This window comes from Stenotrophomonas sp. YJH_SMC_138 (assembly GCF_059369855.1).
Genome location: NZ_JCAFTB010000001.1, coordinates 851,307 through 870,017, shown reverse-complemented (window position 1 = coordinate 870,017; position 18,711 = coordinate 851,307). Strand labels below are relative to the sequence as shown.

General features: G+C 66.7%; 19 protein-coding genes and 2 riboswitches. Of the genes, 15 read left to right on the top strand and 4 right to left on the bottom strand.

Going from position 1 to position 18,711, the window contains the following annotated elements:
- Positions 1-18 precede the first annotated feature (18 nt).
- From AC5P7I_RS03830 to AC5P7I_RS03820, 3 genes are all read left to right on the top strand, one after another.
- The gene (locus AC5P7I_RS03830) at positions 19-357 is read left to right on the top strand and encodes a DUF6616 family protein (protein WP_046432768.1); all 339 of its coding nucleotides are present in this window, start codon (positions 19-21) and stop codon (positions 355-357) included.
- A gap of 90 nt (positions 358-447) precedes the next feature.
- The gene (locus tag AC5P7I_RS03825) at positions 448-705 is read left to right on the top strand and encodes a hypothetical protein (protein WP_262087828.1); all 258 of its coding nucleotides are present in this window, start codon (positions 448-450) and stop codon (positions 703-705) included.
- A gap of 294 nt (positions 706-999) precedes the next feature.
- A complete protein-coding gene (locus tag AC5P7I_RS03820) occupies positions 1,000-2,073 on the top strand; it encodes a 3-deoxy-7-phosphoheptulonate synthase (RefSeq protein WP_014038657.1) in 1,074 nt (357 codons plus the stop codon).
- 262 nt (positions 2,074-2,335) lie between these two features.
- On the opposite strand, the gene AC5P7I_RS03815 is transcribed toward AC5P7I_RS03820, so the two are convergent.
- Entirely contained in the window at positions 2,336-2,953 is a 618-nt protein-coding gene (locus AC5P7I_RS03815) for a trimeric intracellular cation channel family protein (protein WP_005411215.1), read from the bottom strand.
- An 82-nt stretch (positions 2,954-3,035) separates the two neighbouring features.
- Positions 3,036-3,141, bottom strand: a riboswitch (glycine riboswitch).
- A gap of 13 nt (positions 3,142-3,154) precedes the next feature.
- Positions 3,155-3,244: riboswitch (glycine riboswitch) on the bottom strand.
- Between the two features lie 40 nt (positions 3,245-3,284).
- Between AC5P7I_RS03815 and AC5P7I_RS03810 the strand changes: the two genes are divergently transcribed.
- The 5 genes from AC5P7I_RS03810 to AC5P7I_RS03790 all read left to right on the top strand — a co-directional run bounded on the left by AC5P7I_RS03810 (position 3,285) and on the right by AC5P7I_RS03790 (position 6,552).
- Positions 3,285-3,548 carry a GIY-YIG nuclease family protein gene (locus tag AC5P7I_RS03810; protein WP_049470946.1) on the top strand — a complete coding sequence of 88 codons (264 nt, stop codon included), beginning with the start codon at positions 3,285-3,287 and terminating at the stop codon, positions 3,546-3,548.
- 144 nt (positions 3,549-3,692) lie between these two features.
- Complete coding sequence (locus AC5P7I_RS03805; RefSeq protein WP_049408669.1) at positions 3,693-4,124, top strand: nuclear transport factor 2 family protein; 432 nt, start codon at positions 3,693-3,695, stop codon at positions 4,122-4,124.
- A gap of 3 nt (positions 4,125-4,127) precedes the next feature.
- Positions 4,128-4,583: a hypothetical protein gene (locus AC5P7I_RS03800; RefSeq protein WP_262087829.1), complete on the top strand. Its 456-nt coding sequence runs from the start codon at positions 4,128-4,130 to the stop codon at positions 4,581-4,583.
- Positions 4,584-4,833: 250 nt separating this feature from the next.
- Positions 4,834-5,310: an Imm9 family immunity protein gene (gene imm9 / locus AC5P7I_RS03795; RefSeq protein ID WP_262087830.1), complete on the top strand. Its 477-nt coding sequence runs from the start codon at positions 4,834-4,836 to the stop codon at positions 5,308-5,310.
- A gap of 327 nt (positions 5,311-5,637) precedes the next feature.
- Positions 5,638-6,552 carry an IS110-like element ISStma6 family transposase gene (locus tag AC5P7I_RS03790; protein ID WP_032957125.1) on the top strand — a complete coding sequence of 305 codons (915 nt, stop codon included), beginning with the start codon at positions 5,638-5,640 and terminating at the stop codon, positions 6,550-6,552.
- 73 nt (positions 6,553-6,625) lie between these two features.
- Here AC5P7I_RS03790 and AC5P7I_RS03785 read toward each other — a convergent pair whose 3' ends face one another.
- On the bottom strand, positions 6,626-7,906 hold the full coding sequence (locus tag AC5P7I_RS03785; RefSeq protein WP_262087831.1) for an NAD(P)/FAD-dependent oxidoreductase: 1,281 nt from the start codon (positions 7,904-7,906) through the stop codon (positions 6,626-6,628).
- Positions 7,907-8,029: 123 nt separating this feature from the next.
- On the opposite strand from AC5P7I_RS03785, the gene AC5P7I_RS03780 reads away from it, so the two are divergent.
- Together AC5P7I_RS03780 and AC5P7I_RS03775 are read left to right on the top strand one after the other, a co-directional pair.
- On the top strand, positions 8,030-8,809 hold the full coding sequence (locus AC5P7I_RS03780; protein WP_014648580.1) for an NYN domain-containing protein: 780 nt from the start codon (positions 8,030-8,032) through the stop codon (positions 8,807-8,809).
- A 133-nt stretch (positions 8,810-8,942) separates the two neighbouring features.
- Positions 8,943-9,563, top strand: a complete 621-nt coding sequence (locus tag AC5P7I_RS03775) for a glutathione S-transferase family protein (RefSeq protein ID WP_014648579.1) — start codon at positions 8,943-8,945, stop codon at positions 9,561-9,563.
- A 96-nt stretch (positions 9,564-9,659) separates the two neighbouring features.
- Here AC5P7I_RS03775 and AC5P7I_RS03770 read toward each other — a convergent pair whose 3' ends face one another.
- The gene (locus AC5P7I_RS03770) at positions 9,660-11,837 is read right to left on the bottom strand and encodes a primosomal protein N' (protein WP_046432758.1); all 2,178 of its coding nucleotides are present in this window, start codon (positions 11,835-11,837) and stop codon (positions 9,660-9,662) included.
- A gap of 412 nt (positions 11,838-12,249) precedes the next feature.
- Here AC5P7I_RS03770 and AC5P7I_RS03765 point away from each other — a divergent pair, with 412 nt between their 5' ends.
- From AC5P7I_RS03765 to sppA, 4 genes are all read left to right on the top strand, one after another.
- Complete coding sequence (locus AC5P7I_RS03765; RefSeq protein WP_014648577.1) at positions 12,250-13,254, top strand: hypothetical protein; 1,005 nt, start codon at positions 12,250-12,252, stop codon at positions 13,252-13,254.
- The gene (locus AC5P7I_RS03760) at positions 13,247-13,828 is read left to right on the top strand and encodes a DUF3106 domain-containing protein (RefSeq protein ID WP_262087832.1); all 582 of its coding nucleotides are present in this window, start codon (positions 13,247-13,249) and stop codon (positions 13,826-13,828) included. The genes AC5P7I_RS03765 and AC5P7I_RS03760 overlap by 8 nt, the downstream gene beginning before the upstream one ends.
- A gap of 206 nt (positions 13,829-14,034) precedes the next feature.
- Positions 14,035-15,399 carry an MATE family efflux transporter gene (locus AC5P7I_RS03755; RefSeq protein ID WP_262087833.1) on the top strand — a complete coding sequence of 455 codons (1,365 nt, stop codon included), beginning with the start codon at positions 14,035-14,037 and terminating at the stop codon, positions 15,397-15,399.
- A 115-nt stretch (positions 15,400-15,514) separates the two neighbouring features.
- Positions 15,515-17,437: a signal peptide peptidase SppA gene (sppA, locus tag AC5P7I_RS03750; RefSeq protein WP_032958263.1), complete on the top strand. Its 1,923-nt coding sequence runs from the start codon at positions 15,515-15,517 to the stop codon at positions 17,435-17,437.
- 98 nt (positions 17,438-17,535) lie between these two features.
- Here the strand turns inward: sppA and AC5P7I_RS03745 are convergent, their stop codons facing one another.
- Positions 17,536-17,748 carry a hypothetical protein gene (locus tag AC5P7I_RS03745; RefSeq protein ID WP_134809345.1) on the bottom strand — a complete coding sequence of 71 codons (213 nt, stop codon included), beginning with the start codon at positions 17,746-17,748 and terminating at the stop codon, positions 17,536-17,538.
- Between the two features lie 112 nt (positions 17,749-17,860).
- Here AC5P7I_RS03745 and AC5P7I_RS03740 point away from each other — a divergent pair, with 112 nt between their 5' ends.
- Positions 17,861-18,637, top strand: a complete 777-nt coding sequence (locus AC5P7I_RS03740) for an SDR family oxidoreductase (RefSeq protein ID WP_014038643.1) — start codon at positions 17,861-17,863, stop codon at positions 18,635-18,637.
- Positions 18,638-18,711 lie beyond the last annotated feature (74 nt).

The following is an 18,711-nucleotide window of genomic DNA, read 5'->3' as shown; positions in this document are numbered from 1 at the left end:
CTTCAAGGAAGAAGCAGCATGTCGCACACCTTCATCGAGCTCTACACCGCCACCCCCGCCTGGACCACGCTCCAGCCCGAGCAGCGGAATGCCTTCTTCGCCCGTATCGGTGCAGGCATGCAGCAGTTCGATCCAGTCCGCATCACACTGCTGGCGATGGGCCGCATTGCCAGGGGCGTACAGCACGGCAGCGATGAGCAGTTCTATGCGGTCTGGCGCTGTGCAAGCCGCGCGGACGCCGATGCGCTGGTGGCCGGCATTGCCGCCACCGGTTGGCATCAGTACTTCGCCACCATCAACGCCGTCGGCGCAGACGATGGGATGGGGCAGCACCTTGCCGACCTGGCCGCCTTGTAGCAGCGTCTCCGGACGCGCATGGCACATGCGCCTGTCACCCGGACGCGGTAAACAGGACATTGCCCATGTCCATCCGCAGGGAAGTTGATCATGCAGAGCACGCTCCAGGTCACGCTGTTCGGCCCGCTTGGCGACAGCCCGACATTGCAGTTGCCGGGGCGGGAAGGGCCGTCGGTGGCCATCCCGGAGGCGGCCCTGCGGCGGTTGGTTTCCGACCTCTACACCACCCGTTCCCTGCTCAATCCCGAGCAGCTGGACGAGGCCAGGCAGGAGCTGGACCGCGTGCTGGAGCGCTGGGCCGACATCCACGAAGGCCTGTTGCTGGACGTGGAAGTGCATGGCAAATGAGCAGCTTTGCGTGGCTGCTGCCGCGTGGGCAGCGCCGGCGCGCGCCTCGCTGAACCGCACCCGCGGTTGCGGATGAAACATTTTGCACTGCGCAAAAGCTGTGCTATCAATACACCCCATGAACGCAGCCGCCACCCGCTTTTACTGGTATTACTTTCCGAAGCCACTGGCGGAGGAAGGACTGCGCTCACCCTGAAGAAAGCTTCAGACGCATTCCCGAAAGCCGCCAGCGAACCTGGCGGCTTTTTTCATGCCGCCACGCTGGGGACCCCAACGTTCCGGAGATCTCCTGCAATGCCCCCGCACACCGACGACCTGCGCATCCGCACCATCGAACCGCTGACACCGCCTGCCCAGCTGCTGGCGATGCTGCCCTGTGACGATGAAGCCTCCGACACCGTCAGCGCCTCGCGCGCGGCCCTGCACCAGATCCTGCACGGCCGTGACGACCGCCTGGCAGTGGTGGTGGGCCCGTGCTCGATCCACGACCCGAAGGCCGCCATCGAATACGCCCAGCGCCTGAAGCCGCTGCGCGACGCGCTGGCCGGCGAACTGGAAATCGTCATGCGTGTGTACTTCGAGAAGCCGCGCACCACGGTGGGCTGGAAGGGCCTGATCAACGACCCGGACCTGGACGGCAGCTTCAGGATCGACAAGGGCCTGCGCATTGCCCGCGGCCTGCTGCGCGACATCAACAAGCTCGGCCTGCCGGCCGGTGTCGAATTCCTCGATGTGATCTCGCCGCAGTACATCGCCGACCTGGTGGCGTGGGGCGCGATCGGCGCGCGTACCACCGAAAGCCAGGTGCATCGTGAGCTGGCTTCGGGGCTGTCGTGCCCGGTCGGCTTCAAGAACGGCACCGATGGCAACGTCAAGATCGCCGCTGACGCGGTGGGTGCGGCGTCCAACCCGCATCACTTCCTGTCGGTCACCAAGCAGGGCGGCACCGCCATCGTGTCGACCACCGGCAATCCGGATTGCCATGTGATCCTGCGTGGCGGCAAGCAGCCGAACTACGACGCCGGCAGCGTCGCCGACGCCTGCCAGGTGCTGGCCAAGGCCAAGCTGCCGACGCGCCTGATGATCGACGCCAGCCACGCCAACAGCCTGAAGAACCCCGAGAACCAGCCGAAGGTGATCGAGGACATTGCTGTTCAGCTGGAAGACGGCGAACAGCGCATCGTTGGCGTGATGATCGAGAGCCATCTGGTCGGTGGCCGCCAGGAACTGGTGGAAGGCCAGCCGCTGGTTTACGGGCAGAGCATCACCGATGGCTGCATCGACTGGGACACCACCGTGACGGTGCTGGAGCGTCTGGCTGCGGCCGTGCGCGCCCGTCGCGACGTGAAGGTGTCCGAAGCAGCCTGATCGAAGCCGCCTGAGTGCGGCACGTGTGTGGATGGCGGCCAGCGCCTGCGGGGGTGCGGCCGCGATCAGGGCCGGTCGGAGTTGGAGGCCGGCCCATCTGCACCGGCGATGCGCCTGGCGCTGCGCATGAGCGACAGCGCCAGGTACATCGCCGGGGTGGTGATACCGCTTCCTGTAGCGTCGAGCCGTGCCCGACCTGCGCGCGAAGCGCGTTGGTTTCCTGCAAAGAGCAGTCGAGCATGGCTCGACTTTACGAAGAGGCTCAATGCACTTCGTCGTGGTAGACGAACTTCGGCATTTCCCAGCGGTAGTGGATCGCCAGCAGGCGCAACGCGAAGCCGCCGCCAAGGCAGCACAGGATTGCGGTGGCATCGGCCACGCCCCAGTGCAGCAGCAACAGATAGGCCGCGCCGGTCAGCAGCGCGATGATCGCGTACAGCTCCTTCTGGAAGATGAGTGGCACCTCGTTGCAGAGGATGTCGCGCAGCACCCCGCCGAACGCGCCGGTCAGCATGCCGGCGATCAGCACGATCGGCATCGCATGGCCGGCCTCGCGCGCGATCGAGCAGCCGATCAGGGTGAAGGCGATCAGGCCCAGCCCGTCGAGCACCAGGAAGGTGCGGCGGAAGTGGTGCATCCAGCGCGCCACCCAGGTGGCGATCAGCGCCGCGCACACGGTGAAGCCCAGGTACTCGGGGTGCTTCACCCAGCCCAGCGGGTAGTGGCCGAGCAGGATGTCGCGCAGTGAACCACCCCCGAGGGCGGTGACGCAGGCGATCATGACCACGCCGAACAGGTCCATGCGGCGGCGGCCGGCGGACAGTGCGCCGGTCATGGCTTCGGCGGAAATGGCGATCAGGTAGATGATGGACAGCAGCATGGGACAGGCTCCGGGCGCGGTGGGGCCGGCCATGCGCGACCACCGCCACTGCCTGCGCAATGACGGGATGACGATGACCGGTGCCGCTCCCGCTGTCCTTTTGCCTGAGAGTTCAGCGGCATGGGCCGCGTGCCCCTTCGGCGGATCGCCCCGAGCATGCCCGGTGACCTCTCTCCAGCTCGGCGAGTCGAATGCATGGTTGGTGGGATTCCAGCCCACCGGCCTGAGCGATCATGGGAGCCTGCGCCTTCGGCGGGCGCCAGCGCGGCGCCTCTCTCCTGCATTCGGTCGCCAGTATATCCGCTGCAGTGCAGCACGGCATAATCCAGGCATGGCCCCATCCCTCCGCCCGTGGTTCCTGTACCTGCTCGAATGCCGCGATGGCAGCTATTACGCCGGCATCAGCACCGATGTGGAGGCGCGTTTCGCCGCCCACCAGGCCGGCAAGGGCGCGCGCTACACCCGGGCCCGGCCGCCGCTGCGCGTGCTGGCCGTGCGCGAATACCCGGACCGGGCCGCCGCCTCGCGGGCCGAGTGGCAACTCAAGCAGCAGCCCCGCGAACGCAAGCTGGCCTGGCTGCAGGCGCTTTTGTAGAGCCGAGCCCAGGCTCGGCTGTTGTTCCATCTGCCCGATGCGGGAGCCGAGCATGGGCTCGGCTCTACAGTAGATCCACGTCATGCGTGGATGGGCCATTCGGCCCATGCGATGATCCGCCCGCGCCCAGAGCTGGAGACCCGGATGTCCACGATTGCCCTGCTGTTCGCGCTTTCCGCAGCAACGAGCCCTGCCGCCGACCCCGCCACGATCGCGGCCATCGAAGCCACCTGCCACGACTACGTCGATGGCCAGCTGGAGGCCGACCCGCAGCGCGTCGCCCGTTCGCTGCACCCGGACCTGGCCAAGCGCGCGGTCCTCGGTGATACGCCAGACGAGCGCCTGGGCCTGCGCCGGATGTCGAAGGAAGAGCTAGTCTCGCTGACGAAACAGGGCGCGCTGAAGACCCCGAAGGATCAATGGGATCGCCGCTGCACGGTGCTGGACGTGACCGGCAACGCGGCCTCGGTGCGGCTGGAAACCCCGTGGTTCGTCGACTACTTCCACATGGGGCGTTTCGACCAGCGCTGGGTCATCGTCAACGCACTGTGGTACCCGAAACCGAAGGCGCACTGAGCGATGCGTGCCGCCGGCAACGCATGGATCTCCGTCGTCGTGCTGGTCGCCGGCATCGCGCTGCTGCCTGGCCTGCTGTATCTGCTCGGGCTGGCATTGGTGGACGGTCGGCCGAAGCCGGCCGACCGCGCGCCCAGTGGCGTGGCTGCGTGCAGCGGTGAGCCACGGGCGGGATACCAGCCGATGAACCCCTGGCGCTTCACCGCCCAGTTCTTCGACAAGGACGGGATGAAGAACAAGGTGCCTGAAGTGGAGCGGGAGGCCTTCTGGATTGCCCGGCGCCACCTGTGGCGGCAACCGCAGCGCGGCATGCTGCGCTGGCATCTCAGCAGCACCGCGTTGGCGATCTGGATCACCCGGCATTGGAGTGCCGCGCAGATTGCCGACACCGCGAGGAAGGAGGACTTCTGCCGGACCTGGTCGAAACGGCGGGTGCCCGGTGGCCCGATGAACCGGTAGACCCACGCGGTATGTGAATGGTCCTACTCTCCGCTACGCGTGTCGTATACGGCACTAAAGTAAATTCGTAGCACGAAACCTCTCGTTTCCCGCTGAGCAACTTTTCTGGAAGTCGCGACTGCGAAAAACCATCTTATCCCAGACGCCCGGCTTGATTTCATCCCGGTCTGTGGTCAGGCACAGTGGGTGGAATAGTTGCCACGAAAGTTGCATTGCGGAAGGCTGATGCCATCAGACAGACAGCACACTCATGGAAAAGCAGATCAGATGCATTGTGTCGAGCGAATCTCCTGGTGTCAGCAGAACGCTCGATATCTTTGAAATCAACCGTATGTTGGACGGCTACCTGCAGACGAAGATCGATCAAGTGAATGTTGCGGATCTGGGAGGTTGGCGATTGCTGATGTACGTCGTCATCCGGAACACCGATTCCATTGGAGTCTTCAAACGCACGAGGCGATACCCCTCCGACATGGAGTTCTTGGTCAGTATTTCGATTCCGGTTCCCAGTATCGAGGTCGTGGGGTACGGCCTGCCCGACCATGCCATGTATGGACTAGGCTTCTTCCATCCCGTGAATGAGCCGAAGTCCCACGTCATCAATCCGCAGTTTGCAGACTACGAAGGGCTGCAGGAGTACTTCGTGGGTAGCGCTGAGCGTGCTATCGACATGGCATTTGAGTTGGGCTTCAAGTGCAGCGGAAAAGTGATTCGATACGTTGCTTGACGAGAGCGGCGGGAAGCACAACAACCATTCCTGACTGCGGCTTCTCAAAAATGCAGGAGGCCTGACGCATGGATGAAGATGGGGGATGTGCGGGTGCTCATCCACGCATGGCGTGGATCTTATCTCTTGCCGATCTGGCACCTTGGGGGCCGAGAGCCCGGCGTGGGCGACCGTGTGGATCCAGGTCTTGCGACCGAGAAGTAGCTTGGGTCCCCACGCCGGATTCTCCCTGAACCGCCCGAACAGTTGGTTGAGTTGGCGCTCGAACTGATAAGACTGGGCAAGCGGGGAGAGCTCTCGACCCTGTCAGCCTAGCGGAGTTCTGCCATGTTTGGGATCGGGATTGATGTGAGCAAAGCCACGCTGGATGTGGCCGTCCATGGAGAGCAGTTTCGCCAATTCAGCAACGACAAGCGCGGCTTTGTACGCTTAATTCGGTGGCTGAAGACGTGGCCGATCAAGCAGGTCGTTCTTGAGGCAAGCGGGGGTTACGAGCGTGCTGCTCTGGATGTATTGCACGCCGCCGGCCTGCCGATGGTGCGAATCAATCCGGCGCGTGCACGGCGATTTGCCCAAGGCACAGGCCGTGCCGCAAAGACCGATCGGCTCGATGCGACAGTGCTGGCGCAGATGGCCCATTTGTTACCGCTGACCCGCTACGTACCGCCTGCCCCTTGGCAGCAGCGTCTGGCTGAATTTGCGCAATGCCGCAGGCATCTGGTGCAGATGCGGGTCAGTGAGATGCAGCGCTTGCGGCGATTGGTCGATCCGGATCTGATTGCGATGAAGCAACGCTATATAGCTCAGCTATCTGACGACCTGAAGCAACTGGACAAAGCTATTGCCGAGCAGCTTGAGGGACAGCCTGGCTGGAAGAACATCGGCGCGCTCAAAGGCGTCGGCCCCATCCTGATCAGCACACTGGCCAGCGAGTTGCCCGAACTGGGCAGCTTGGGAAGCAAAGCCATAGCGTCGCTGGTGGGGCTGGCCCCGATGAACCGCGAAAGTGGCACTTGGCAGGGCCAACGGCGGATCAGTGGTGGGCGCGCGGTGGTACGCGAAGCCCTTTACATGGCGGCCCTGACGGCCATCCGGTACGAGCCAAGACTGCGCACGTTTTACGCTGGCCTGAAGGCCAAAGGCAAAGCGAGCAAGGTGGCGCTCGTGGCGGTCATGCGCAAAATGCTGGTGATCCTAAACGCCCGTAAGCGGGACGCCGAGGTGGCCCTCGGCTGCCCCTGACAAGACAGTTGCTACTGCATGGAGTCAGAGCCCTTTCCCGCGGAAAGGGATCCGACCCCTGTTGCGTGCGGCCTTACCGCCTCGGCCGCCGGTCGTCCTGGTCATCACCGAAGATGATGCGCGCGCTGCGTTGGTAGCTCCAGTACGCGACCGCCCAGTTCAGCAGCACCACGATGCGGTTGCGGAAGCCGATCAGGAAGAACACGTGCGCGGCCAGCCAGAACCACCAGGCCAGCACGCCGGAGAGCTGCAGCCGGCCCAGGTGCACGATCGCGGCCATGCGGCCAATGGTGGCCAGGTTGCCGTAGTCGGCGTACTTGAACGGACCGGGCTCGGGCTTGCCGTGCAGGCGTGCACGGACCACCTCGGCCACGTACTTGCCCATCTGCTTGGCCGCGGGCGCCACGCCGGGAACCGGCTTGCCGTCGGCCTGGCTCAGTGCGGCCAGGTCGCCGGCCACGAACAGCTCCGGGTGATCAGGCAGGGTCAGGTCCGGCTGCACCTGCACGCGGCCGGCGCGGTCCAGCGGCACGTCCAGCGTGCGCGCCAGTGGTGAAGCGGCCACGCCGGCGGCCCAGACCACGGTGCGGGCCGGCACGAACTGCTCACCGAGCGTGAAGCCCTGGCTGTCGATGTCGCTCACCGGGGTACCGGTCAGCACTTCCACGCCCAGCTTTTCCAGCTGGCGGCGCGCCTTCAGCGAAAGCACTTCCGGGAACGAGGACAGCACGCGCGGCCCAGCCTCGACCAGCCGCACCTTGGCGCTGGCCGGATCGATGTGGCGGAATTCGTTGCGCAGCGTGTGGCGCGCGATCTCGGCCAGCGTGCCGGCCAGTTCGACGCCGGTGGGGCCACCACCGACGATGGCGAAACTCAGCCACGCCGCCTTCCTGGCCGGGTCCGGTTCGGCCTCGGCACGCTCGAACGCCAGCAGCAGCTTGCGGCGCAGTGCAATGGCATCGTCCAGCGTTTTCAGGCCGGGGGCATCATCGGCCCACTGGTCGTTGCCGAAGTAGGCGTGGGTGGCGCCGGTGGCCAGCAGCAGGCTGTCGTAGTCCAGCGTGCTGCCATCGGCCATGCCGATCTGCCGTGCCTGCTTGTCGATGGCGACCACTTCGCCGAGGCGGACTTCCACGTTGCGCTGGTGGCCGAGGATGTGGCGCAGCGGTGCGGCGATATCCGGCGCGGACAGGCCGGCGGTGGCCACCTGGTACAGCAGCGGCTGGAACAGGTGATGGTTGCGGCGGTCGACCAGGGTGATGCGTATGCGCTCGCGGGCCAGGGCACGGGTGGCCCAGAGACCGGCAAAACCGCCGCCGACAACGACCAGGTGGGGAACGCGCTCGCGACTCATCGACTCACTCCAGTGGGGGCATTGGGGGAAGCGCCTGGCATCTTCGCACGGCGGCCACCTGTCACGTCAGCGCCCGCGTGGATCGGCGATACTCGGGTTCAGGCAACCGCCCGCGAGGAATCCATGAGCGAACCGGAAAAGCGCATCGCCCTGTTGATCGACGCCGACAATGCGCCGGCCTCGAAGATCGACGAGGTCCTGGCCGAAGTCGCCCGCTATGGCGTGGCCAACGTGCGCCGTGCCTACGGCAACTGGAAGAGCCCGCGGTTGAAGGGCTGGGAAGCGGTGCTGCACGAATACGCGATCCGCCCGATCCAGCAGTTCGCCTACAGCAAGGGCAAGAATGCGTCGGACATGGCGATGGTGATCGATGCCATGGACCTGCTGTACGCGCGCAACCTTGATGGCTTCGCCATCGTGTCGAGCGATGCCGATTTCACCCCGATGGTGATGCGCCTGCTGACCGACGGCGTGAAGGTGTATGGCTTCGGCGAAAAGAAGACGCCGGAACCGTTCGTCAACGCGTGCTCGAAGTTCACCTACCTGGAAGCGCTGGGCCAGACCCACGCCAGCGTGCCGGATGCCGAGCAGGCATCGAGCGAACAGGCATCGAACGAGCCCGTCGCCAATGATGATGCACGCCCGCGCAAGAGCGGGGCGGAAATGCGCAGCGACACCCGGCTGGTGAAGATGCTGCGCCGCGCGGTGTCCTCGGCCGAGGGCGAGGATGGCTGGTCGCACCTGGGGCCGGTCGGCAGCCAGATCGGCAACCAGGCCTCGTTCGATCCGCGCAACTATGGCTACGGCAAACTCAGCGATCTGCTGGCGGCGATCGGCCTGTTCGAGCTGAAGAAGGATGGCAAGTCGTCCTACGTACGCGCGCTGCCAAAAAAGAACCGGTAGTGCCGGCAAAAGAACCGGTAGTGCCGGCCGCTGGCCGGCATGCTGTAGATGCCCGATCCCGCATCCGGCACGCACATCTCCACTCCAATCAGGCGTATCGTTGCCGCTCGCATTGCCAGCAAGGAAAACCCGCATGTTGAAGATCTGGGGCCGCCGCAATTCCAGCAACGTCCGCAAGGTGCTGTGGTGTGCCGAGGAGATCGGCCTGCCGTACGAATCCATCGAAGTCGGCGGCAGCCATGGCGGCACGCAGACGCCGGAGTACCAGGCGATGAATCCCAACGGCCTGGTGCCGGTGATCGAGGACCACGGCCTGCCGCTGTGGGAATCGAATACCATCGTGCGTTACCTGAGCGCGCGCTATGCGCTGGGCACGCTGTACGCCGAGGACCCGATGGAGCGCGCGCAGGCCGAAAAGTGGATGGACTGGAGCACCTCGCGGATGGCGCCGCTGTACAGCGACCTGGTCTGGGGCATCATGCGCACCGCGCCAGCCGACCGTGACGAAGCGCGCATCAGCGCGGCCATCGTCCGTGCCGGTGACTACCTGGCGATGGCCGATGCCACCCTGGCCACGCAGCCATGGCTGTCGGGCGGGACGTTCGCGATGGGCGACATTCCGCTCGGCTCGCTGGTGTACGCCTGGTATGAACTGCCGATCCAGCGCCCGGACCTGCCGCACCTGGCCGAGTGGTATGCGCGCCTGCGTGAGCGACCGGCCTACCAGCGCGGCGTGATGTCGCCGCTGACGTAAGCGAAGGCGTCCGGGGTCAGAGCCCTTTTCTGCGAAAAGGGATCCGACCCCAGGGCATCGGGGGCGGATCCCACCCGACGGGTGGGCTCTGACCCCTCAATAAAGATCCGTTGGATCCACATCCAGCGACCAGCGCACCTTGCGTGCTTCCGGCAGCGCGTACAGCTGCGGAACCAGTTGCGAAAGCACGCCATGCAGCGGCGGCCGCTGCAGGGCAGACAGCAGCAGCTGCGTGCGCTGGTAACCGGCCCGCCGCGGCATCGGCGCCGGCATCGGCCCGTAGGCCTCGACCACGTTCTGTTCGCCCAGCAGGTGCCGGGCCGCCAGCAGGAATGCATTGGCATGCTCCACCTGCTGCGCTTCGGCGCGCATCAGCGCCAGATGCGCGAAGGGCGGGAATCCGGCCGCCTGGCGCTGGTTCAACTCGGCTTGCGCGAATGGATGGTAGCCACCGCTCACCAGGGTTTCCAGCAGCGGGTGCCCGGGGTGATGGGTCTGCAGCCAGACCTCGCCCGGGTCGCGCGCACGTCCCGCGCGGCCGGCCACCTGGATCAGCTGCTGCGCCAGTTTTTCGCTGGCGCGGAAGTCGGCCGAGAACAGGCCCTCATCGATACCCACCACCACCACCAGGGTCAGCTTGGGCAGGTCGTGGCCCTTGGCCAGGATCTGCGTGCCGACCAGGATGCCGGGCTGGTCGCCCAGTTTCGCCAGCTGCTGTTCCAGCGCGTCGCGCCGTGAGGTGGTGCCGCGGTCGATGCGCACTACCGGGAAGTCGGCGAAGGCCGCAGTGAGATGTTCTTCCAGGCGTTCGGTACCGATGCCCTGCGGTTGCAGTGCCAGGCTGCCGCAGGCCGGACATGCCAGCGGCGCCGGTTGCCGCGCGCCGCAGTGGTGGCACTGCAGGCGACGACCGCCACCATGCACGGTCATCGGCGCATCGCAGCGCTGGCATGGCGCGGTCCAGCCGCAGTCGTGGCACAGCAGCACCGGTGCGTAGCCGCGGCGGTTCTTGAACACCAGCACCTGCTGGCCACGCTGCAGATGCTCCCCGATGCCGGCCAGCACATCGGCCGAAAGGCCGTCATGCAGCGGGCGCTTGCGTACATCGAGGATGCGCACGCGCGGTGGCCGCGCATCGCCGGCGCGCTGTTTCAGGCGCAGGTGGGTGTAACGCCCGGCGTAGGCGTTGTGCAGGGTTTCCAGCGAGGGCGTGGCACTGCCCAGCAACACCGGAACGCCCAGCGACTTGGCCCGGACCAGGGCGAAATCGCGCGCGTGGTAACGGATGCCGTCCTGCTGCTTGTAGCTGCCGTCGTGTTCCTCGTCGACGATCAGCAGGCCGGCCTGGGGCAGCGGCGTGAACACCGCTGAGCGGGTGCCGACGATGACGCGCGCTTCGCCGCGTGAGGCCGCTGCCCAGACGCGCGCGCGCTCGTTGTCGTTCAACCCCGAGTGCAGCGCATGCACGGCGATGCCGAGGCGGCCACGGAAGCGTGCCAGGGTCTGCGGGGTCAGGCCAATTTCCGGCACCAGCACCAGCGCCTGCCTGCCCTGCGCCAGGCAATGGATGATCGCCTGCAGGTAGACCTCGGTCTTGCCGCTGCCGGTCACGCCATCCAGCAGGAACGGCTGGAAGCCGTCGGCGGCATTGATCGCGGCCACCGCCTCGGCCTGGTCCGGGTTGAGCGTGGGACCGGGCAGTGGCTGCGCGTGTTGGGGGGCCACGCTCAGCGCAACCCGCTCGGCCAGCCCGCGCTTGGCCAGGCTGCGCGCGGCGGTGCGCCAGTCCTGCATGCGTTCGCCCAGCACGTCCTCATCCACGATGGCTTCGGCCAGCAGCTCGGCCAGTTGCCGTGGACGGCTGCCAGCGCGCAGCTTTTCACGCTGGGCGTGGCCTTCGGTGGTCAGCTGCCAACCCCAGTGGTGTGTGTCGGGCAGGACCTCGCCATGGCGCAGCGGGCCGGGCAGGGCGGTGCTCAGCACCTCGCCCAGTGGCGCATGGGTGTAGCGCGCCAGCCATTGCAGGCTCTGCCACAGCTCCCCCTGCAGCAGCGGCTGCGGGTCGCACCAGGCCAAGGCCTGGCGCAGTCCCTGGCCGTCGTCGGTCTGGCCGTGCCCCACCACCACACCGACCAGCTCCCGGTTGCCGAACGGCACCTTCAGGCGGCAGCCGACCGCGACCGCCGGTGCATCGCCCTCCGGCGACAGGTAGTCGAACAGGCGGGGCAGGGGGACAGGCAGGGCGACCTGCAGGGTCGGAATCGGTGAAAGCATCGGGCCAGTGTAACGGGCCATGCGCGCGCGAACGGCAGCAGCGGGAGCGGCGGGGCGGCGCCCGTTGAATCATAAATGTCACCTAAATATCGGTGTCCATTGGAGATTCAGTCTTATCCACATGTTCTGTGGATAACGTTGTGCGTTAACGGCCATCGGAAACGTAGAAGGCCGATGGCGACGGCCTCACGCTTGGGTTGGTCAAAAAATCGCCACACGACAAAAGACAATAAAATCAATATCTTAAGTGTGAAACAATGCTGAAACAGAGTGAATTCAGCCCGAAGCCACAGTTTTCGCCGGAGGGGGCGTGGTGCTGTGCACAACCTGCAGCACGAAGTGCCTGTGGGCGCAAGTCCTACGGGCGTCGATGGCCTGCCGCTATCATGCCGGCAGACCTTTGGAGTGACCGATGACGGCTGTGCCCGCCCCTGTTTCCTCGACCGCGGCCGGCGCGCTGTCGGCGTTCCTGCGTGGCGTCGAGCGCCGTGCCCTGGTGGTCGCTGAACTGCAGTGCGGCGATGCCGCGCGCGCCGAGCAGACCCTGGTGGCGGTGATGCGCGCCTTTGCCGCAGTGGCCAGCGACCTGCCGATGGCGCAGTGGCCGACCCGCTTCTGGACCCTTCTGGGCCAGCGCCAGGCGCTGCGCGAGCCGGTGGGCGGGCAGTGGCTGCCGCCGTTGGCCGTGCTGGGCGCGATGCCGCCGCTGCCGCGCCTTGCGCTGCTGCTGCGGGTGGGGGGCAGCCTGGACGAGGGCATCGCCATGCGCGTGCTCGACCAGGACGAGGCCGGCTACCAGCACCTGCTGGCCGACGCCTGCCCGCGTGATGCCCACGGCCAGCCGGATGCCTCGGCCTGGCGCCAGTTGGCCGAACAGGTGCAGGCGCGTATCCGTGAGTTGCCGGCCGCGCGCCTGCAGCAGCTGCAGCAACCCGCCGCCGCGACCGCCCACAATGAAGCCCCGACCCCGAGCTGGCGCGCACCGCAGCGCGATGAGCGGGCGGCCGCCAATGGCAAGCGCCGTCGCACGAACGCCAAGCCACGTTGGCGCGGTCCGCTGATCCTGCTGGCGACCGTGGCGATACTGTTGGCCGCAGCGCTGGGCTGGCGCCACTGGCAGGGGCATTCCTTCGGCAGTGATGCACCGCTGCCGGAGGGGGTGGTGGGCGAAGCCGGTCCGGTGACGGTGGAAGCCCTGCCACCCAGCAAGGTCAACGCCACGCCGGATGCGACCACGGCCCAGGCCACGGACGACGCAGCGATGCTGGCCGATCGTGACTACCCGCTGGTTGCCGATGCCGACCTGTACGCGTGGACTGCCGCGGGCGGCCCGCTGCCGGTGGATGAATCGCAATCCAGGCCGAGCCGGCCGGAGCCGGCCAGTGCCACGCTGGAAACCGCTGCTGCCGATGAATAAGTCCGTGTTCGCCAGCCTGCTGCTGGCCCTGCCGTTGTCGCTGTCTGCCGCGCCGCAATCGTTGAACGTGCCGTTGCCGCCACCGACGTCGCCGGCCACGCCGTTGGCTTCGCCAGCACCGTCGGCGGCAGCACCCTCTGGCTTCGCCCAGCTCGATGCGCAGCAGCAGCGCCAGCGCCGCGCCGACTACGCCGCCTGGCGCGCGCTGCCGGAAGGAGAGCGCGAGCGCATCCGCCAGGCGGCTGCGCGATTCAATGCGCTGCCTGCGGACCAGCAGCAGCGCCTGCGCCAACAGTTCCGCGACCAGGACCAGGCGTTCCGCGACGGGTGGCGGCTGGGCCCGCAACTGGGCCTGGAATTCCCCAAGCTGCATGGCTTGTTCGGCTTCGTGCCGCCGGAACAGCGCGAGACCGCGCTGGCCGTACTGCGCCAGCTCAGCCCGGCGCAGCTGGCCCAGCTCACTCTGGTCGCGCAGCGAACGCCACCGCAGGAACGCGACGCAGTGCGCAGCGCTTTCCTCGCCGTGCCCGCCGCCGAGCGCGACAGCTGGCTCAAGCGCCAGGCCGGCCAGTAAAAAAGGGGACGGAGGGGATTAAGTCGCATCCGGCACTAGCGGGCCTGAAACGACTTAATCCCCTCCGTCCCCTTTTTGTGTGGGGCGGCTGAAACCCAGCATTCACGCCATGTCATGGGAATGCTGGCGTCGCCCGCGTAAGATGGGCGCCCGCAACCCGGTGCCTGTGCCCTTCGCGCGCAACCGCAGTTCGCGTCAAGCACCTTATGTCTACTGCAACCTCCACGCCGCGCTTCAGCAAGGAAGTCGGCGCCACCGGTCTGCTCGCCCTGCCGCTTGTGCTGGGCCATGTGTCCACCGGTTTGATCTCCTTCGTCGACAACGTGATTGCCGGCCACCACGCCACGGCCACACTGGCCGCCGTCACCATCGGTACGGCGCTGCTGTGGCTGCCGATGCTGATTCCGATCGGCACCCTGATCTCGCTCACCGCCTCGGTGTCGCAGCTGCATGGCGCCGGCCGCGAGCGCGAGATCGGCCCGCTGTTCCGCCAGGCACTGTGGCTGGCCTTGGGGCTGGGCCTGATCATGTTCACCTTCCTCACCGTGGTGCCGCCGCTGCTGCCGTCGTTCGGCATCGCGCCGGACATCGTGCCGGGGGCGACCGCGTTCCTGCATGCGGTGCGCTGGGGCGGACCTGCGCTGACCCTGTACTTCTGCATGCGCTATCTCAGTGAAGGCATGCACTGGACGCTGCCGACCATGCTGCTCGGCTTCGGTGGCCTGCTGGTGCTGGCACCGATGGGCTATGTGCTGGCCAACGGCAAGCTCGGCTTCCCGGAAATGGGCGCCGAAGGCCTGGGCGTCGCCTCGGCGGTGATGATGTGGCTGCAGGCGATCGCCTTCGCCACCTACCTGTGGTTCACCAGGCGCTTCGCCCATCTGCAGCTGTTCTCGCATTTCGAAGGGCCGCGCTGGAAGGCGATCTGGGACTTGCTGCGCACCGGCCTGCCGATCGGCATCACCGTGCTGATGGAGGGCGGCCTGTTCATCGTCACCGCGCTGCTGATCGGCCGCCTTGGTGCCAACGAAGCCGCTGCGCACCAGATCGCGATCAATGTCGCGCAGCTGTGCTTCATGATCCCGATGGGCGTGGCCGAGGCCACCACCGTGCGCGTGGGCCATGCGGTCGGCCGTGGTGACGGCTTCGGCGTGCGGCGTGCGGCCTGGGCCGGTTACGCGATCATCATGGGCACGCAGACGTTGTCGGCGGCGGTGCTGCTGTTCGGCCACGATGCCATCGTCGGTGTGTACACCAACGACCTGGCAGTGGCCGGCCTGGCCTCGACCCTGCTGCTGTACGCGGCCACCTTCCAGTTCCCGGACGGCATCCAGGTGCTGTCGGCCGGCGCGCTGCGCGGCCTGAAGGACACCCGCGTGCCGATGTTCATCGCCATGTTCGCGTACTGGGGCCTGGGCATGCCGCTCGGCGCCGGGCTCGGCCTGGGGCTGGGCATGGGCCCGCAGGGCATGTGGATCGGCCTGATCGTCGGCTTGACCGCCGCTGCCATCCTGATGGGCTGGCGCCTGCGCCGCAGCAGCCAGCGCATCGGGCAATCCGCGCTGTCCTGATCTTCCCGCCCGCCACGTTCACCCGTGACGGGCGATCCCCTGACTTGTGTCCGATGCTGCATCACGCGGCACCGGCTATGCTGGTACCACGGCAAGAAGCCATCCGGAGCGTTCCATGAATCAACCCGTGCCCCCGCTGCCCCCGGCGCGTCGCAATCCCGTCGCCAGCTTCTTCATCGGGCTGTGGGACGTCATGAACTTCACCCGCCGGTTGATCCTCAACCTGGTGTTCTTCGGCCTGCTGTTCCTGCTGCTGGTGATGTTCGTCATCGCCGCCGGCATGGGTGCCGGTGCCAGCAAGTCGCTGCAGGACCGCACGACGCTCGTGATCGCGCCGGAAGGCCGCCTGGTCGAGCAGTTCAGCGCCGACCCGGTCAGCCGCGCGCTGGCCAAGGCGGTGGGTGACAACGGCGCCGAGGAGATCCAGCTGCGCGATCTGCTGCGGGTGATCGAGTCGGCCAAGGAAGACAAGAAGATCGAGCGCGTGGTGCTGGAGCTGGACAAGCTGCAGCCATCCGGTTTCGCCTCGCTGCGTGAGGTGGCCGCCGCGCTGCAGGACCTGCGCGCCTCCGGCAAGCAGCTGGTGGCCTACAGCGAGAGCATGGGCCAGTCGCAGTACCTGCTGGCCGCGCAGGCCGACGAGGTCTACCTGGACCCGATGGGTTCGGTCGTGCTCGAAGGTCTCGGCCGCTACCGCCAGTACTTCCGCACCGGCCTGCAGGACAAGCTGGGCGTGGACGTGCACCTGTTCAAGGTGGGCGAGTACAAGTCCGCGGCCGAGCCGTACGTGCTCGACGCGGCGTCGCCGGCCTCCAAGGAAGCCGACCTGTTCTGGATGAACGACGTGTGGCAGCGCTACCTGGGCGACATCGCCAAGGCCCGCCGCCTGGATCCGGCACAGCTGGCCGCCGGCATCGACACCCTGCCGGAAGGCATCGCTGCCGCCGGTGGTGACCTGGCCAAGTTCGCCCTGCAGCAGAAGCTGGTGACCGCGCTGAAGACCCGCGAGGAATTCGAGGATCTGATGATCGAGCGCGGCGTGGCCGACGAGGATGCCGACGGTGGTTTCCGCAACGTTGACTTCGGCCGCTACCTGGCCCTGCTCGACGCGCGCCGCAACCCGGTGGACTCGCGTCCGCAGGTGGCCGTGGTGGTGGCCGCCGGCGAAATCAGTGGCGGTGACCTGCCGGCCGGCCGCATCGGTGGCGAGTCGACCTCGGCGCTGCTGCGTGCCGCGCGCGACGACGACAACGTGAAGTCGGTGGTGCTGCGGGTGGATTCGCCGGGCGGTGAAGTGTTCGCCTCCGAACAGATCCGTCGTGAAGTGGTAGCCCTGCAGGCCGCTGGCAAGCCGGTCGTGGTGTCGATGGGTGATCTGGCCGCTTCCGGTGGCTACTGGATCAGCATGAACGCCGATCGCATCTATGCCGATCCGTCGACCATCACCGGTTCGATCGGCATCTTCGGCATGGTGCCGAACTTCAGCCGCGCGCTGGACAAGATCGGCGTGCACACCGACGGTGTCGGCACCACCCGCTTCGCCGGCGCCTTCGATGTCACCCGCCCGATGGACCCCGCCGTGGGCCAGGTCATCCAGACGGTGATCAACAAGGGCTACGCGGACTTCACCGGCCGTGTCGCCGACGCCCGCAAGAAGCCGGTCGAGGCCGTGGACGAGGTCGCCCGTGGCCGCGTGTGGAGCGGTGCACAGGCCAAGGAACGCGGCCTGGTCGATGCCTTCGGTGGCCTGAAGGACGCGGTGGCCGATGCGGCCAGCCGCGCCAAGCTGGGCAAGGCCGATGCCTATCGCGTGCGCTACATCGAGAAGGCGGCCACGCCGTTCGCGCAGTTCGTCAGCGGTTTCGCCGGCAGCCGCGCCGGTGCCTGGATGCTGTCCGATTCGGGGATGGCGCGGATGATGCTGGCACGCACGATGCCGGAAGTGGACACTCAGTTGCGCTTCGTCGAGAACGCGGCCCGCGAGAAGGGCAATGGCGCTCCGGTGAAGGCGCTGGCGTACTGCTTCTGCGGATTCTGATCGGCAACGGTACCGAATGAAAACGCCCGGCTCTGGCCGGGCGTTTTCGTTCATGGGGTCGGATTCCTTGGCAGCACAAAGGTCTCTGACCCCACAGGTCATTGCGTCGCGTCGGCTTCGGCCTTGCGCTCACGCGCAGCGGCATCATCGACGGTTTTCTGCACGTCCTTGGCGCGGTCCAGCGGGTCGTTGATCGCACGTGACATCGCTCGTGGCACCGGTGGCTTCTCCGGGTTCGGCGTGGGCGGCCGCTGGCAGGCCGCCAGCAGCAGGCTGGCCAGCAGCGACGTGGACAGGATCAGGATGCGCATGGCGGCTCTCCGCGGTGGGCGTATGGGCAAGTGTCGCATCCCCGGCCGAGCGCTGCCGTGAGCGCGTATCCTTGCGGCATCGAAACACAGCGGGCGCGGCCCCGGAGGACTCATGACCCAGCAACGGTGGCGCCTGGACGGCCAGACGGCCCTGATCACGGGTGCCAGCGCCGGTATTGGCCTGGCCATTGCGCACGAACTGGCTGGCCTCGGCGCCGACCTGATGATCGTCGGCCGCGACATCGACATGCTGGAAACGGCGCGCGACGAACTGCTGGATGTCTATCCGCAGCACCAGGTGCACGCGCTGGCGGCCGATGTCTCCGATGACGAGGACCGTCGGCAGATCCTGGACTGGGTGGAAGATCACAGCGATGGCCTGCACATCCTGGTCAACAATGCCGGTGGCAACGTCACCAAGGCGGCCACGGAATATTCCGAGGACGAATGGCGCAAGATCTTCGAGACCAACCTGTTCTCGGCCTTCGAGCTGTCGCGCTACGCGCATCCGCTGCTGGCCCGGCACGCGTCGTCGTCGATCGTCAATGTCGGCAGCGTGTCCGGGCTGACCCATGTGCGCAGTGGCGTGGTCTATGGCATGACCAAGGCGGCGATGCACCAGATGACCCGCAACCTGGCCGTCGAGTGGGCGGAGGATGGCATCCGGGTCAACGCGGTGGCGCCCTGGTACATCCGCACGCGGCGCACGTCCGGTCCGTTGTCGGACCCGGACTACTACGAGGAAGTGATCAACCGCACGCCGATGCGCCGCATCGGCGAGCCGGAGGAAGTGGCCGCAGCCGTTGGCTTCCTGTGCCTGCCGGCGGCCAGCTATGTCACCGGCGAATGCATCGCGGTGGATGGCGGCTTCCTGCGCTACGGGTTCTGATCTTCCAAAGGGTAGTGCCGGCCGCTGGCCGGCAACTGGAATCATTTGAAGATCCTGCGATTGCCGGCCAGCGG